Origin of the sequence: Geodermatophilus marinus, assembly GCF_003428645.1 — a bacterium.
In the GTDB taxonomy this organism is placed as follows: Bacteria; Actinomycetota; Actinomycetes; order Mycobacteriales; family Geodermatophilaceae; genus Geodermatophilus.
In genome coordinates, this window is record NZ_QVQH01000016.1 from 42,288 (window position 1) to 56,956 (window position 14,669).

The following is a 14,669-nucleotide window of genomic DNA, read 5'->3' on the forward strand; positions in this document are numbered from 1 at the left end:
GGTCTGCCGACCCTCGGGAGAGACCGATGAAGGCGATCGTGCAACGCGGCTACGGCGGTGTGGACGTCCTCGAGTTCAGCGATGTCGAGCGGCCGCAGATCGGACCGGAGGAGGTTCTGGTCCGGGTGCAGGCCGCGGGCGTGGACCGGGGCACGTGGCACCTGATGGCCGGCCTGCCGTACCTGGTGCGGCTGATGTTCGGGCTGCGCGGCCCGAAGAACCCGGTGCCCGGCCTGGACGTCGCCGGCGTCGTGGAGGACGTCGGGGAGAGGGTGACCCGGTTCGCCCCCGGCGACGAGGTGTTCGGCATCGCCGCGGGTTCGTTCGCCGAGCACGCCCGTGCCCGGGAGGACAAGCTGGTCGCCAAGCCGGCCAAGGTCGGCTTCCCCGAGGCGGCCACGGTCGGGGTCTCCGGTCTGGCAGCGCTGCAGGCCGTCCGCGACCACGGGCAGGTCCGCCCGGGGCAGCGCGTGCTCGTCCTCGGCGCCTCCGGCGGCGTGGGCAGCTTCGCCGTCCAGCTCGCGAAGGCGCACGGCGCGCACGTCACCGGCGTGTGCAGCACGGCCAAGACCGACCTGGTCGCCGGGCTCGGCGCCGACGAGGTCATCGACTACACCCGGGACGACGTCACCGACGGCCGGCGGCGCTGGGACGTCGTCCTCGACATCGGTGGCAACCGGCCGCTGCGAGCTCTGCGACGTGCTCTCATGCCCACCGGGCGGCTGGTCATCGTCGGCGGCGAGGGCGGCGGGAAGGTGGTCGGCGGCGTGGACCGTCAGGTGCGCGCGATGCTGCTCTCGCCGTTCGTGCGCCAGGAGCTGGGCACGTTCATCTCCTCGGAGAACGCCCGGGACCTCGAGGTGCTCGCCGACCTGGTGCAGTCCGGCCGCCTGTCCCCGGCGGTGGACACCACGTACGCGCTGGCCGATGCACGGGCCGCGGTCGACCACCTCAGCGCGGGACGCGCGCGGGGCAAGCTCGCTCTCACCGTCTGACCGGACCGGCCACCGCGGAGACCTGACATGGCAACTGAGACGGCAACCGAGACGACGGCCCGACCGGACGTCGCGAACCCGAACCGGCTGGCCCGGGTGATCGGCGCGCTGTTCGTCGTGCTGGCGGTGCTCGGGCCGTTCGCCCTGCTGTACGTGCCCGGGCAGATCGTGGTGGACGGCGACGCCGCCGCGACCGCGGCCAACCTGCGCGACTCGGGTGGCCTGTTCCGCGCCGGCATCGCCGTCGAGGTCGTGATCGTGCTCGTCGAGATCGCGATGCCGGTGCTGCTGTACCTGCTGTTCCGGCCGGTGAACCGCGCGGTGGCGCTGACCGCGGCGTTCGCCCGGTTCGGCGAGGCCGTCGTGATCGGGGTGGGCCTGCTCGCGTCGATCCTCGCGCTGCGACTGGTCGGCGACGCCGGGTACCTCGACGCGGTCGACACCGGGCAGCGCGACGCGCTCGCGCTGCTGGCGCTGGACAGCCACGGGGACGGCGTGTTCGTCTCGCAGATCTTCTTCGGCTTCTCGCTGCTGCTGCTGGGCTGGCTGGTCTTCCGGGCCGGGTTCGTGCCCCGGCTCCTCGGCGTCCTGCTGGCCGTCGCCGCGGCCGGCTACCTGGCCGACAGCCTCGGCCACCTGCTGTGGAGCGGCTACGACGACGCCTTCGGGTGGTTGGTCGGTGTCACCGCCGTCGTCGGCGAGGTGCCCTTCTTCCTCTGGCTGCTGATCAAGGGCGTCGACGCGCGGACCTGGCACGCCCGCGACGCGGCCACCCCGACGGGCCGGATGCCTCCACCGGCTGCGCGGGAGGCGACCGTCCGGTGACCGTGCCCGTGCGGGCCCGGCCGACGGCGGGTGGGGGCGAAAGGGCTTACCTCCCGCCCCGGCTGCCCGTCAGGGTGGAGGTCATGACGACGCCCCCGCCGGCGCCCCTGGTCTCGCTGCCTGCCGCGCGGGCGCGCAGGCCGGGGCAGAAACGGCCCGTCGCGGCCCGGCGGCGCGCCTCGCTGTACGCGCGGGTCGTCGCCGTGAACGCCACCATCCTGCTCGCCGCGGTGTTGGCGCTGACCTTCACCCCCGCGACGGTGTCCTTCCCGGTGACCGGGGACGAATGGACGATCCTCGGCGTCGGGCTGGCGCTGCTGGTGGTTGCCAACGCGGTGCTGCTGCGGATCAGCTTCCGGGGACTGACCGCGCTCGTCCGGCAGATGGAGACCCTCGACCTGCTGCAGCCGCGCGAGCGGCTGCCGGAGATGGGCGGCCCCGAGACCCGGACGCTGATCGCCGGCTTCAACACCATGCTCGATCGGCTGGAGGCCGAGCGGCGCGCCAGCGTGCGCCGGACGATCACGGGCATGGAGGCCGAGCGCCGGCGCATCGGCCAGGAACTGCACGACGAGATCGGGCAGCGGCTCACCGGCATCCTCCTGCAGTTGGGCCGCATCCACGACGATGTTCCCGCGTCCCTGCGTGCGCGCGTGGAGGGGGTGCAGGAGGAGGCACGGGCGACGATCGACGAGGTGGGCGCGCTGGCCCACCAGGTGCGCCCCGGCGTGCTCACCGACCTCGGGCTGCGCAGCGGGCTGGACGCCCTGGTCGCCTCCTTCCGCCAGCACGCGCAGGCACGGGTCGACGCGACGTTCCCGGAGCGCCTGCCGCCGATGACCGGCGAGGCGGAGCTGGCCGTCTACCGCATCACGCAGGAGGCGCTGACCAACGCCGCCCGCCACGCCGAGGCCACCCGGATCGCGGTCGCGGTCGCGGTCACCGCGGACGAGCTGGTGCTGCAGGTCAGCGACGACGGCCGCGGGCTGGGGGAAGCCGGCGAGGACCAGGGGATGCGCGGCATGCGGGAGCGCGCCCTGCTGATCGGCGGCCGGCTGCGCATCGACAGCCCCCCCTCCCGCGGCGTGCGGGTCCGCCTGGCGGTACCCGCGGCCAACCTCACCGGCTGACCCCGTCCGACCATGCCGATCCCCTTCCCCGCCCGCGTGCTGATCGCCGACGACCACGCCGTCGTCCGCGAGGGCCTGAAGGCCGTCCTCGAGCGGCAGGCCGACCTGCAGGTGGTCGCCGAGGCCGTCGACGGTCTCGACGCGGTGCAGCAGATCGCCGCCACCGACATCGACCTGGCCATCCTCGACGTCGCCATGCCCCGGATGACCGGCCTGCAGGCGACGCGGGAGCTCACCCGCCGCCGCCCGGCCCTGCCGGTGCTGCTGCTGTCGATGTACGACCGGGAGCAGTACTTCTTCGAGGCGGTCGCCGCCGGCGCGGCCGGCTACGTGCTCAAGCGGCAGGCCGACCGTGACATCGTCGACGCCTGCCGGGCCGCGCTGCGCGGCGAGCCGTTCATCTACCCCGCCGCACTGTCCGCGCTCATGCGCGACTACGTGGACCGGGCCGCCCGCGGGGAGCGACCCGGTCGCGGGCCGCTGACCCCGCGGGAGAGCGAGGTCTCCAAGCTGATCGCCGAGGGGCACAGCTCCGGTGAGATCGCCGAGCTGCTCGCCATCAGCCCGAAGACCGTCGAGCGGCACCGGGCGAACATCCTGGACAAGCTCGGCCTGCGCGACCGGGTCGAGGTCACCCGCTACGCCATCCGCAACGGCCTCGTCGAGCCCTGATCGGCCCCGGCAGCCGCCCCCGGCTGTGCACGGCAGGACCGGCCGGAGATGGGTGTCAGCACGGATGGTCGCCGGCCGGACCGACGCGAAGGGTGAGGGGCAGGCGGTGACGGCGGCATCGCCGCCATCCTCCGGTCCCCGTCCCCGACCTCTCGCTCCCCGGCGAGCCGACCTGACCTCCGGTGGTGCAGTGTGACGAAGACGCCGACGACTCCTCCGACGCCGACACCGACCACCCCGGCGGCCGCGGGCATCGGCCCGGCCCCGGCCTCACCCCGCCGGCTGGCGCGGATCGCGGGCCTGTTCTACCTGCTCGTGCTGGTGTTCGGTGTCTTCGCGCACCTCGTCGTCCGGGGTGAGCTGTACGTGCCCGGTGACGCCGCGGCGACCGCGGCCAACCTGGCCGAGCAGCCCACGCTGTTCCGCCTCGGCTACGTCGCCGACCTGCTCATGGCCACGTTCCTGCTGCTCACCGCGATGGCGCTGTACCGGCTGCTGCGGCACGTGCACGCCGACGCCGCCCGGGCGATGGTGGTCTTCACCGCCGTCGGCACCGCCATCACCTTCGCCGTGCTCAGCTCGTCCTTCGCCGCCCTGCTGGCCGCCACCGAGGAGCCCTACCCGGCCGCGCTCGGCGACAGCGGGTCCGCGGCGACCGCGCTGCTGCTGCTCGACACCCACCACTACGGCTACCTCAGCGCCCAGGTGTTCTTCGGGCTGTGGCTGCTGCCGCTGGGCTACCTGGTCTACCGCTCGGGCATGTTCCCGCGCTGGCTCGGCGTGCTGCTGATCGCCGGTGGCGTCGGCTTCCTCGTCGACACGGTCCTGCTGTTCCTGGTCCCCGGCGTCCGCGACACCCTCGACCCGGTGGTCGGCACGCTCACCTCGGTCGCCGAGCTGGTCATGATCGCGTGGTTGCTGATCCGCGGCGCCCGACCCGCCCGGCTCAGCGCGCCGGCGGGGTCCCCGTCCGCCCCGGCGCCGACCGCCGCCACATGACCTGCGCTCGGCCACGGTGCACCCGACGCGGCCCGGCTCGGCCATGACCCCGCCGACCGGGCCCGGCCGGTGGGCTGCCCCGCGATCGGGCCGGCGATGAGCTTCCGCGAGTACCTGCGCTGGGAGGGCGGCCTCGCGGTGGTCATCGGGGTGACCCTGTGCGCCTACGGCTGGCACGCCAGGCACCAGGGCGCCGCCGACGCGGCGATCAGCGGCGCCATCATGCTCACCGGCACCGGGGTGTTCCTGGCCCTCCGCCACAAGGTGCCCTTCCGCGCACCGGGCGGCTGGTTCACCGCCACGCCGCTCGCCGCCGCGGGCGAGGCGCATGCCACGGCCAGCACCCGTCGCCACCTGATGGCGGCACTTGTCGCTGAGATCGCCGTCATCACCGCGGTGACCGTCGCCCTGAGCGTCCTGACCCGGTTCTGGCTCACCTACGTCGACTTCGGCGTCTGGCTCGTCGCCGTCGGCGTGCTCAAGGCCGGGCCCGCAGTCGCTCGCGTCGCGCGGGACGAGGCGAGATCCGGGGCGACCTACTGCGTGGCCCGGCGGCCGATCCGCGGCCTGGTCGAGCTGGGCCGGTGCAGTGACGCCGAGATCGTGGCGCGCTGATGGCGGCGGGAGAGGTCCCCGCTGCTCGCGGTCGTCGCGGCCTGCCTGATCGGCCTGGTGGTGGCATTCCAGATCACCCTGGCCGCCGGAGCGCCGTGGGGCGCCGTCGCCTACGGCGGCCGGGTGGTGCAGGACGACGGCAGGTTGCCGATCCGCTACCGGTGGGGCAGCGCCGCCGCGGCCGTCCTCCTCGCCGGCGCAGCCTGGCTGGTCCTGGCGACCGGCGGGGTCGTGGATCGAGGGCCGGTGCCAGCATCGGCCCTCGAGGGCGGCGCGTGGGTGCTGGCCGGCTTCTTCGCCCTCAACACCGTGGGCAACCTCGCGGGCAGGCACCCGGTCGAGCGGTTCGGTGCCGCTGCGCTAGCCGCAGTCCTGGCCGTGCTCTGCGGCGTCGTCGCGATGATGCGCTGAAGCCTGCCGTGCCGGGGGACGGTCAGGTGATCACCGTGGAGCGACGGTTCACGTCGGTAGCACCGGACTCGGTAGTCCACGTTCCCGAGACCTGGCGCCGCCGGGCTCAAGAGGTATGCGGCGTCGGGCTCGTCGGCCAGCTCGGCTCGGAGAATGGCCGTGATGTGGTGCGCCACCACGCCGTGGGCCTCGTTGCGGTGGCAGGCCGGGTCCGAGCAGAGGTCCATCGGGATCAGGCGCAGGACGGTGCGGGCGAGTCGCAGCCGCCGGTGAAGATCATGTGCTCGGCGCCGACCAGCGCGAACTGGACCTTGCGCGGGCTTGATGTGCTCCTGGGTGCCTGCAGCGACCGGCTGTGGACCCGGAGCTGGCCCGTCCCGACGCCGACAGGGCAGGAGAACCCGGCGGGGATTGCCCCCGGGGGCCGGCCGCCGGACGGGTCGGAGGGTGAACAACGAGCAGGTCGCCGCCGTCCGCTGCTACAAGCGGGCCGAGGTGGCGCGGATCCTGAACATCGAGGAGACCTGGCTGAAGCGGTGGGTCACCGCCAGGTGCATCCCGCACCAACGCAGCGGCAACCCCGACGGCGTGCAGCAGCGCGGCGTGTGGTTCACCTGGGCCGACATCCTGGCGATCGGTGCGATGCTGCCTGAGCTCATGACGCCGCGTCAGGCCAAGCGAGCCGCGGCCGCCGACGCGCACTCCGCGGCGCCGGACGCACCGGAGCCGCTCACCAGCGACGTGCTCGACAGGTGGGCCAGCATCGGTCTGCGCTGATCGAGGAGCACCACCGGCGGACGCAGCCGATGGCGGACCCCCGGAGCCGAGACGGTGACGCGGCACCGCTGACCCGGTCGGTGTGACGGACCGGGGTCAGCGGTGAGCCCGATCTGGTTCAGCGGGCTCTGGACAGCCGGTCCAGCGCCAGGTTCAGCTCGACGACGTTGACGTGCGGCGCGCCGATGAACCCGGCGTCCCGGCCGGAGGAGTACTCCGCCACGAGGGCGGCCATCTCGCTGGCCGGCAGGTCACGGGCGGCGGCCACCCGGTCGATCTGGATCTCGGCGTACTCGGGGGAGATGTGCGGGTCGAGGCCGGACGCCGAGGCGGTGACCGCGTCGGCCGGCACGTCGGCCGGGTCCACTCCGTTGAACTGCGCGACCTCGGCCCGGCGTTGGACGATCAGGTCGGCCAGCTCGGCTGAGTTCGGGCCGAGGTTGGAGCCGCCGGACGCCGCGCCGTCGTAGCCGGAGGCCGACGGACGGGGCTGGAAGTACTGGGGCAGCGGTGCACCGTCGGCGTCGGTGAACGCCTGCCCGATAAGCGAGGAGCCGGCCACCTGCCCGTCGACCTCGACGAGCGAGCCGTCGGCCCGCCCCGGGGCGATCAGCTGCGCCGCGCCGGTGATCAGCAGCGGGTAGGCCACGCCGAGGACGACGGTGGCGATGAGCAGGGCCCGCACGGCCGCGCCCAGTTGGCGGCCGGAGAGCAGGAGCGGGGCAGACATCAGGCGATCCCGGGGAGCAGGCTGACGAGCAGGTCGATGAGCTTGATGCCGACGAACGGCAGAACCACCCCGCCGACGCCGTAGATGAGCAAGTTGCGGCGCAGCATCGCCGAGGCCGACGCCGGCGTGTAGCGGACGCCGCGCAGCGCGAGCGGGACCAGCGCCACGATGATCAGCGCGTTGAAGATGACCGCGGAGAGGATGGCCGACTCCGGCGAGGACAGCCGCATCACGTTGAGCGCGTCCAGCGCCGGGAACGCGCCGGCGAACATGGCCGGGAGGATTGCGAAGTACTTCGCCAGGTCGTTGGCGATCGAGAACGTGGTGAGCGAGCCGCGGGTGATCAGCAGCTGCTTGCCGATGGCGATGATCTCGATGAGCTTCGTCGGGTTGGAGTCGAGGTCGACCATGTTGCCGGCCTCCTTCGCCGCTGTGGTGCCGGTGTTCATCGCCACCCCGACGTCCGCCTGGGCCAGCGCCGGGGCGTCGTTGGTGCCGTCGCCGGTCATGGCGACCAGCCGGCCGCCGTCCTGTTCGCGGCGGATCAGCGCCAGCTTGTCCTCCGGCGTGGCCTCGGCCAGGACGTCGTCCACCCCGGCCTCGGCGGCGATGGCGCGGGCGGTGCGCTCGTTGTCGCCGGTGATCATGACGGTGCGGATGCCCATGCGGCGCAGCTCGTCGAAGCGTTCCCGCATGCCGGTCTTGACGACGTCCTTGAGGTGGATGACGCCGAGCACCCGGGCCGAGTCCCCGTCGGCGCAGGCCAGTGCCAGCGGCGTGCCCCCGGAGCCGGAGATCGCGTCCACCGTGCGACTGACCTCCGACGGGACAGATCCGCCGAGCGAGCGGACCCAGCCGGTGATCGCACCGGCCGCGCCCTTGCGCAGCTGCCGGCCGTCGGGCAGGTCGACACCGCTCATCCGGGTCTGCGCGGTGAACGGCACGAACCGGGCGCCGGGCAGATCCGAGCGGGCGCGCAGGCCGAACTCGTTCTTGGCGAGCACGACCACGCTGCGGCCCTCGGGGGTCTGGTCGGCGAGCGAGGCGAGCTGGGCGGCGTCGGCCATCTCCTTCTCACCGGTCCCGCCGACCGGCAGGAACTCCACGGCCTCGCGGTTGCCGAGGGTGATGGTGCCGGTCTTGTCCAGCAGCAGGGTGCCGACGTCGCCGGCCGCCTCGACGGCGCGGCCGCTCATCGCGAGGACGTTGCGCTGTACGAGGCGGTCCATGCCAGCGATGCCGATGGCCGAGAGCAGCGAGCCGATGGTGGTCGGGATGAGGCAGACGACCAGCGCGATGAGCACCGCGAGCGGCTGCTCGGCGCCGGAGTAGGTCGCCAGCGGTTGCAGGGTGACGACGGCGAGCAGGAAGACGATGGTCAGCGAGGACAGCAGGATGTTCAGCGCGATCTCGTTCGGGGTCTTCTGCCGGGCGGCGCCCTCGACGAGGGCGATCATCCGGTCGACGAAGGTCTCGCCGGGCTTGCTGGTGATCGTCACGACGATGCGGTCCGACAGCACCGTGGTGCCGCCGGTGACCGCCGAGCGGTCGCCGCCGGACTCGCGGATCACCGGTGCGGACTCCCCGGTGATGGCGGACTCGTCGACGCTGGCGATGCCCTCGATGACGTCGCCGTCGCCGGGGATGGTCTGCCCGGCGGCGACCACGACGGTGTCGCCGGGCTGCAGACCGGCGGCCGGCACCTCGCGGCCGTCGAGCAGGTGCGCGACGGTCGTCGTGCGCGCCCGGCGCAGGGTTGCCGCCTGCGCCTTGCCGCGGCCCTCGGCGATGGCCTCGGCGAGGTTGGCGAACAGCACGGTGAGCCACAGCCAGCCGGCGATCAGCCAGCCGAAGAGGGTCGGGTCGGCCACGGCGAGCACGGTGGAGAACACCGAGCCGACCCACACCACGAAGATGACCGGCTGCCGCAGCAGGGTCCGTGGGTCGAGCTTGCGGACGGCGCCGGCGAGCGCCGGGCCGACCTGATCGGCGCTCAGCAGGGAGCGGGCGGGTGCGGGGCGGTGTTCCGCAACGGCGGTCACGGTCACAGTCCTTCGGCGAGCGGGCCCAACGACAGGGCCGGGAAGTAGGTGAGGCCGACGACGACGAGGACGACGGCGGACAGCAGCCCGACGAACAGCGGCCGGTGGGTGGGGAAGGTGCCGGCGGTGACCGCGGTGCGCCCCTGGGCGGCCAGCCGGCCGGCGAGGGCGAGGACGAGCACGATCGGCAGGTACCGGCCGATCACCATCGCCAGCCCGAGGGCGGTGTTGTAGAAGGGCGTGTTCGCCGACAGGCCGGCGAACGCCGAGCCGTTGTTGTTGCCGGCGGAGGCGAAGGCGTACAGCGCCTCGGACAGCCCGTGCGGCCCGGTGTTGAGCAGCGAGTCGCGGCCGGCCGGCAACGCCATCGCCACCGCGGCGCCGATCAGCACGAGCGCCGGGGTGGTGAGGATGTACAGCGAGGCGAGGGTCATCTCGCGGCGTCCGAGCCGCTTGCCGAGGTACTCCGGAGTGCGGCCCACCATGAGGCCGGCGACGAAGACGGCGACGACGGCGAGCACGAGCATCCCGTACAGGCCGGAGCCGACCCCGCCGGGCGCGACCTCACCGAGCATCATGTTTGCCAGTACTGTGCCGCCGCCGAGGGCGGTGTAGCTGTCGTGCATGGAGTTCACGGACCCGGTCGAGGTCAGCGTGGTGGCGGCGGCGTACAGCGCGGACAGCGGTTCGCCGAAGCGCACCTCCTTGCCCTCCATCGCCGCGCCGGCCAGCTGCGTCGCCGTTCCGCCGGCCCGGGCCTCGAACCACGTGACCAGCCCGATCGAGGCCGAGGCCAGGCCCGCCATCACGCCGAGGATCGCCCAACCCTGCCGCCGGTCGCCGACCATGCGGCCGAACGTGCGGGGGAGCGCGAGCGGGATGAGCAGCAACAGGAAGACCTGGAACAGCGACACCCACGCGGTCGGGCCCTCGAAGGGGTGGGCGGCGTTGGCGTTGTAGAACCCACCGCCGTTGGTGCCCAGCTCCTTGATCGCCTCCTGCGAGGCGACCGGGCCGCCGGGCACGAACTGGGTCGCGCCGGCCAGGGTGCTCGCGCCGGTGCCCGAGCCGAGGTTCTGCACCACGCCGCCCAGCACCATGACCAGCGCGCCGACGACGGACAGGGGCAGCAGCAGGCGGGTGACGGCGCGGGTCAGGTCGACCCAGAAGTTGCCCAGCCGGTCGGTCTTCGTGCGGGCGAAGCCCCGGATGACCGCGATCGCCACCGCGATGCCGACCGCGGCGGAGAGGAAGTTCTGCACCGCCAGGCCGGCCATCTGCACCAGGTGGCCCATCGTCGACTCGCCGCTGTAGCCCTGCCAGTTGGTGTTGGTCACGAAGCTGACCGCCGTGTTCCAGGCCGAGCCCGGCTCGACCGCGGCCCGGCCGTTGTCCAGGGGCAGCCACTGCTGCACGCGCTGCAGGGCGTAGAGCAGCAGCACGCCGACGAGCGAGAAGGCCAGCACGCTGCGCAGGTAGGTCGGCCAGCGCTGCTCGGTGTCGGCGTCCACCCCGACAGTCCGGTGGACCAGCCGCTCCACCCGCCAGTGCCGCGGAGTCGTGAACACCTGCGCCATGTGGTCGCCCAGCGGCCGGTGGACCACGGCGAGGGCGGCCACGAGCACGCCGAACTGCAGCCACCCCGCGGCGGCGGCGCTCATCAGAACCGCTCCGGGAACAGCAGCGACGCCAGCAGGTACAGAACCAGCGCGGCGGCCACCACCAGCCCCACCACGTCGAAGACGCTCACAGCCGCTCCACCCCGCGCACGGCCAGCGCCAGCAGCCCGAACACCACCAGGGTCAGCACCACGAACACCACGTCGGCCACGCCGCTCACCTGCGATCGGTCCCGGCGGACGACCCGTCGTCGTCCACGCCGCGGGGCGACGCTAGGCCGCTGGTGGGGGCCTTCCCCGGGGCCTTGACGCATCGCTGACGGGCCGCCCGGCCTTCTTGACGCGACCTTGACGCGGGCAGCCGGCCCTCGACGTCCGGTCCGGGGCGATCATGGGTCCCGTGGCTGCCCGCGGGACCCTGCGCATCTACCTGGGCGCCGCCCCCGGTGTCGGGAAGACGTTCGACATGCTGGGGGAGGCGCACCGGCGGCTGTCCCGCGGCACCGACGTCGTGGTCGGGCTCGTCGAGACCCACGGCCGGGCGCGCACCGCCGAGCAGCTCGAGGGCCTGGAGGTCCTGCCGCGCACGCAGGTCACCCACCGCGGGGTGACGCTGACCGAGCTCGACGTCGACGCCGTGCTCCGCCGGCACCCGGAGGTCGTGGTCGTCGACGAGCTGGCCCACACCAACGCCCCCGGCTCGAAGAACCCCAAGCGCTGGCAGGACGTCGAGGAGATCCTCGACGCCGGCATCCACGTGCTGACGACGGTCAACATCCAGCACCTGGAGAGCCTCAACGACGTCGTCGAGCAGATCACCGGCATCACCCAGCAGGAGACGGTCCCCGACGCCGTCGTCCGCCGCGCCGACCAGATCGAACTGGTCGACATGACCCCCGAGGCGCTGCGCCGCCGGATGGCGCACGGCAACGTCTACCCGCTCGAGCGGGTCGACGCGGCCCTCGGCAACTACTTCCGCGTCGGCAACCTCACCGCGCTGCGCGAGCTGGCCCTGCTGTGGCTGGCCGACCGGGTCGACGAGGGGCTGCGGCGGTACAAGGCCGAGCACCACATCGACCACGTCTGGGAGACCCGCGAGCGGGTCGTCGTCGCGCTGACCGGAGGAACGGAAGGGGAGACCCTGGTCCGGCGGGCGTGCCGGGTGGCCCAGCGCGCCGGCGGTGACCTGCTCGCCCTCCACGTCCTCGCCTCCGACGGGCTCACCGGCGCCTCGCCCACCGCGCTGCGCGCCCAGCGGGAGCTCGTCGAGAGCCTCGGGGGCACCTACCACGAGGTCGTCGGCGACGACGTGCCCCGGGCCCTGCTCGAGTTCGCCCGCAGCGTCGACGCGACCCAGCTCGTGCTGGGCACCAGTCGCCGCTCGCGCTCGTCGCGCGCCATCCGCGAGGGCATCGGATCCCAGGTCATCGCCGATTCCGGTGAGATCGACGTGCACATGGTCACCCACGCCGCGGCCGGGTCCCGCGGCTGGCGGCTGCCCCCGCTCACCGGCGCGCTCACCCCGCGGCGACGGTGGCTCGGCCTGGCCCTCGCCGTGGTGGGGGTGCCCGCGGTGACCGCAGCGTGCCTGGCCGCCGGCCCGGCGGTCTCGCTGTCGATCGTGCTGCTGGCGTTCCTGCTGCTGGTGCTCGCCGTCGCCCTGGTCGGCGGGCTGTGGCCGGCGCTCGTGGCCGCGGTCCTCGGTGGACTGGCCGCGAACTGGTTCTTCACCGAGCCCACCGGGCGCTTGACGGTGAGCCGGGTCGACGACGTCGTGGCGCTCATCGGTGGGGTGATCGTCGCGGTCGCCGTGGCCACGGTGGTCGACCGGTCCGCCCGCCGGGCCACGGCAGCCGCCCGGTCCCGGGCGGAGACGGCGATGCTCGCCTCACTGGCCCGGTCGGTGCTCGCCGGGGATCGCGCGTTGCCCAGCCTGCTCGAGCAGATCCGCGAAGCCTTCGGGCTCGGCTCGGTGACGATGGTCGAGCGCACCGACGGCGGCGAGACCGAGGTGGGCAGCTGCGGCCGGCCGCCGGCCGATGACGCGGAGATCGAGACCGTCGCGATCACCGACACCCTCGCGCTCCGGCTGGCCGGGCGCACCCTGCCCGCCAGCGACCGGCGGGTGCTGGTGGCCTTCGCCGAGCAGGCCGCCGTCGCGCTGCAGCGGCACCGCCTGGCCGCGCAGGCCGCCGAGGCCGACCGGCTCGCCGCCGCCAACCGCATGCGCACCGCCCTGCTCGCCGCGGTCAGCCACGACCTGCGCACCCCGCTGGCCGGCATCAAGGCGGCCTCCTCGGCGCTGCGCTCGCACGACCTGGACCTCACCGAGGCCGACCGCGCGGAACTGGTCGCGACCGTCGACGAGTCGGCCGACCGGCTCACCGCGCTGGTGGACAACCTGCTGGACATGAGCCGCCTGCAGGCCGGGGCGGTCACCCCCACGCTCGCGCCGACCGACGTGCCCACCGCCGTCCACCGCGCGCTGTCCTGGGTGGAGGAGCCCGACCTCGGGCGGGTGGAGCTGGACTGGCCCGAGGAACTGCCGCCCGCGCTCGCCGATCCCGGCCTGCTCGAGCGCGTGCTGGCCAACCTCGTGGGCAACGCCGTCCGCCACGCGCCGTCCGGACCGGTCACCGTCGCCGCCGGGATGCTCGACGAGCACGTCGAGGTGCGCGTCGTCGACCACGGTCCCGGAGTGGGGCCGGGCGATCGGGAGCGGCTGTTCGCACCGTTCCAGCGGCTCGGGGACTCGCCCGCCGGCCAGGGGGTCGGCCTGGGGCTGGCGGTGGCCCGCGGCCTGACCGAGGCGATGGGCGGGACCGTCAGCGCCGAGGACACCCCGGGCAGCGGGCTGACGGTGGTCGTGAGCCTATCGGCGGCGCCGGTCCCTGCCACCGCCCCGCCGTCGACGGTCCCGGCGAAGGTGCCGTGAGCCGGGTGCTCGCGGTCGACGACGACCGACAACTGCTCCGGGCGCTGCGGATCACCCTGCGGGCCGCCGGGCACGACGTCGTCACCGCGGAGGACGGCCGCTCCGCCCTGCGCGCCGCCGCCGAGAACCACCCGGACGTCGTCGTCCTCGACCTGGGGCTCCCCGACCTGGACGGCACCGAGGTGCTCGCCGGCCTGCGCCCGTGGTTCCCCGGTCCGGTCCTCGTCCTGTCCGCGCGCAGCGACAGCCGCGACAAGGTCGACGCGCTCGACGCCGGCGCCGACGACTACGTGACCAAGCCGTTCGACATGGGCGAGCTGCTCGCCCGGCTGCGGGCGCTGCAGCGCCGCGGGACGCCGGAACCGGAGGAGCCGGTCGTGCGCACCGAGCACTTCACCGTCGACCTGGCCGCCCAGCAGGTCAGGGTCGACGGCGGGGTGGTGCGGCTGACCCCCACCGAGTGGGGGCTGTTCTCGGAGCTGGTGCGCGCCCCCGGCCGGTTGGTCGGCCAGCGGCACCTGCTCCAGGCGGTCTGGGGGCCGGCGTACGAGAAGGAGACCAACTACCTGCGGGTCTACATGGCGCAGCTGCGCCGCAAGCTGGAGCCCGACCCGGCCAACCCCCGGTACCTGCGGACCGAGCCCGGCATGGGCTACCGGTTCACGCCATGACCGGGGTCCTCGGGAAGGTCGGCCAGGTCGCCTCCCTCGTGCTGCTCGTACCGGGCGTCGTCGCCATGCACGCCGCCGCCCTCCTGCTGCGGCGGCCGCGGCCGAGCATGCGCCCGCGGAGCCGGACGCCGTGGCTGCTGGCGGCGGGCGGGGCCGTCGTGATCGTCCTCGGCAGGGTGGGGCTGTGAGCGGGTACGACCGCCCTGACCGCGGACCGGCAGCGCGCCCCGGCCCGCGTCCCGGTCAGGA

15 protein-coding genes are annotated in these 14,669 nt (G+C 73.9%); 11 read left to right on the forward strand and 4 right to left on the reverse strand.

Features of this window, described 5'->3' with window-relative positions; translation table 11 throughout:
* Nucleotides 1–26: 26 nt before the first annotated feature.
* From D0Z06_RS16755 to D0Z06_RS16790, 8 genes are all read left to right on the forward strand, one after another.
* Nucleotides 27–995 (forward strand): NAD(P)-dependent alcohol dehydrogenase, encoded by a 969-nt coding sequence (locus tag D0Z06_RS16755; RefSeq protein WP_117378690.1) that lies wholly within the window; start codon nt 27–29, stop codon nt 993–995.
* 27 nt (nt 996–1,022) lie between these two features.
* Nucleotides 1,023–1,820: a DUF4386 domain-containing protein gene (locus D0Z06_RS16760; protein ID WP_117378691.1), complete on the forward strand. Its 798-nt coding sequence runs from the start codon at nt 1,023–1,025 to the stop codon at nt 1,818–1,820.
* Between the two features lie 83 nt (nt 1,821–1,903).
* Complete coding sequence (locus D0Z06_RS16765; RefSeq protein ID WP_117378692.1) at nt 1,904–2,950, forward strand: sensor histidine kinase; 1,047 nt, start codon at nt 1,904–1,906, stop codon at nt 2,948–2,950.
* A 12-nt stretch (nt 2,951–2,962) separates the two neighbouring features.
* Nucleotides 2,963–3,622 carry a response regulator transcription factor gene (locus D0Z06_RS16770; protein ID WP_117378693.1) on the forward strand — a complete coding sequence of 220 codons (660 nt, stop codon included), beginning with the start codon at nt 2,963–2,965 and terminating at the stop codon, nt 3,620–3,622.
* Nucleotides 3,623–3,814: 192 nt separating this feature from the next.
* Nucleotides 3,815–4,621, forward strand: a complete 807-nt coding sequence (locus tag D0Z06_RS16775) for a DUF4386 domain-containing protein (RefSeq protein ID WP_233517746.1) — start codon at nt 3,815–3,817, stop codon at nt 4,619–4,621.
* 96 nt (nt 4,622–4,717) lie between these two features.
* Nucleotides 4,718–5,236 (forward strand): hypothetical protein, encoded by a 519-nt coding sequence (locus D0Z06_RS16780; protein WP_147332076.1) that lies wholly within the window; start codon nt 4,718–4,720, stop codon nt 5,234–5,236.
* Between the two features lie 57 nt (nt 5,237–5,293).
* Entirely contained in the window at nt 5,294–5,647 is a 354-nt protein-coding gene (locus tag D0Z06_RS16785; protein ID WP_117378695.1) for a hypothetical protein, read from the forward strand.
* Between the two features lie 447 nt (nt 5,648–6,094).
* Entirely contained in the window at nt 6,095–6,424 is a 330-nt protein-coding gene (locus D0Z06_RS16790; RefSeq protein WP_117378696.1) for a hypothetical protein, read from the forward strand.
* Between the two features lie 118 nt (nt 6,425–6,542).
* Here D0Z06_RS16790 and kdpC read toward each other — a convergent pair whose 3' ends face one another.
* From kdpC to kdpF, 4 genes are read right to left on the reverse strand one after another with little or no spacing between them, the layout of a single operon-like run.
* Nucleotides 6,543–7,154, reverse strand: a complete 612-nt coding sequence (kdpC, locus tag D0Z06_RS16795) for a potassium-transporting ATPase subunit KdpC (RefSeq protein ID WP_117378697.1) — start codon at nt 7,152–7,154, stop codon at nt 6,543–6,545.
* Complete coding sequence (gene kdpB / locus D0Z06_RS16800) at nt 7,154–9,196, reverse strand: potassium-transporting ATPase subunit KdpB (protein ID WP_233517747.1); 2,043 nt, start codon at nt 9,194–9,196, stop codon at nt 7,154–7,156. Before kdpB ends, kdpC begins: the two co-directional genes overlap by 1 nt.
* A 2-nt stretch (nt 9,197–9,198) precedes the next feature.
* Nucleotides 9,199–10,857 (reverse strand): potassium-transporting ATPase subunit KdpA, encoded by a 1,659-nt coding sequence (gene kdpA / locus D0Z06_RS16805; RefSeq protein WP_117378699.1) that lies wholly within the window; start codon nt 10,855–10,857, stop codon nt 9,199–9,201.
* Nucleotides 10,857–10,946, reverse strand: coding sequence for a K(+)-transporting ATPase subunit F (kdpF, locus tag D0Z06_RS16810; protein ID WP_117378700.1), 90 nt, complete (start codon nt 10,944–10,946; stop codon nt 10,857–10,859). Before kdpF ends, kdpA begins: the two co-directional genes overlap by 1 nt.
* Before the next feature lie 268 nt (nt 10,947–11,214).
* Between kdpF and D0Z06_RS16815 the strand changes: the two genes are divergently transcribed.
* From D0Z06_RS16815 to D0Z06_RS16825, 3 genes are read left to right on the forward strand one after another with little or no spacing between them, the layout of a single operon-like run.
* Nucleotides 11,215–13,749 carry a sensor histidine kinase gene (locus D0Z06_RS16815; protein ID WP_370453369.1) on the forward strand — a complete coding sequence of 845 codons (2,535 nt, stop codon included), beginning with the start codon at nt 11,215–11,217 and terminating at the stop codon, nt 13,747–13,749.
* Complete coding sequence (locus D0Z06_RS16820; RefSeq protein ID WP_117378702.1) at nt 13,746–14,420, forward strand: response regulator; 675 nt, start codon at nt 13,746–13,748, stop codon at nt 14,418–14,420. The genes D0Z06_RS16815 and D0Z06_RS16820 overlap by 4 nt, the downstream gene beginning before the upstream one ends.
* Nucleotides 14,417–14,608 carry a hypothetical protein gene (locus D0Z06_RS16825; protein ID WP_117378703.1) on the forward strand — a complete coding sequence of 64 codons (192 nt, stop codon included), beginning with the start codon at nt 14,417–14,419 and terminating at the stop codon, nt 14,606–14,608. Before D0Z06_RS16820 ends, D0Z06_RS16825 begins: the two co-directional genes overlap by 4 nt.
* The last annotated feature ends 61 nt before the right edge of the window (nt 14,609–14,669 follow it).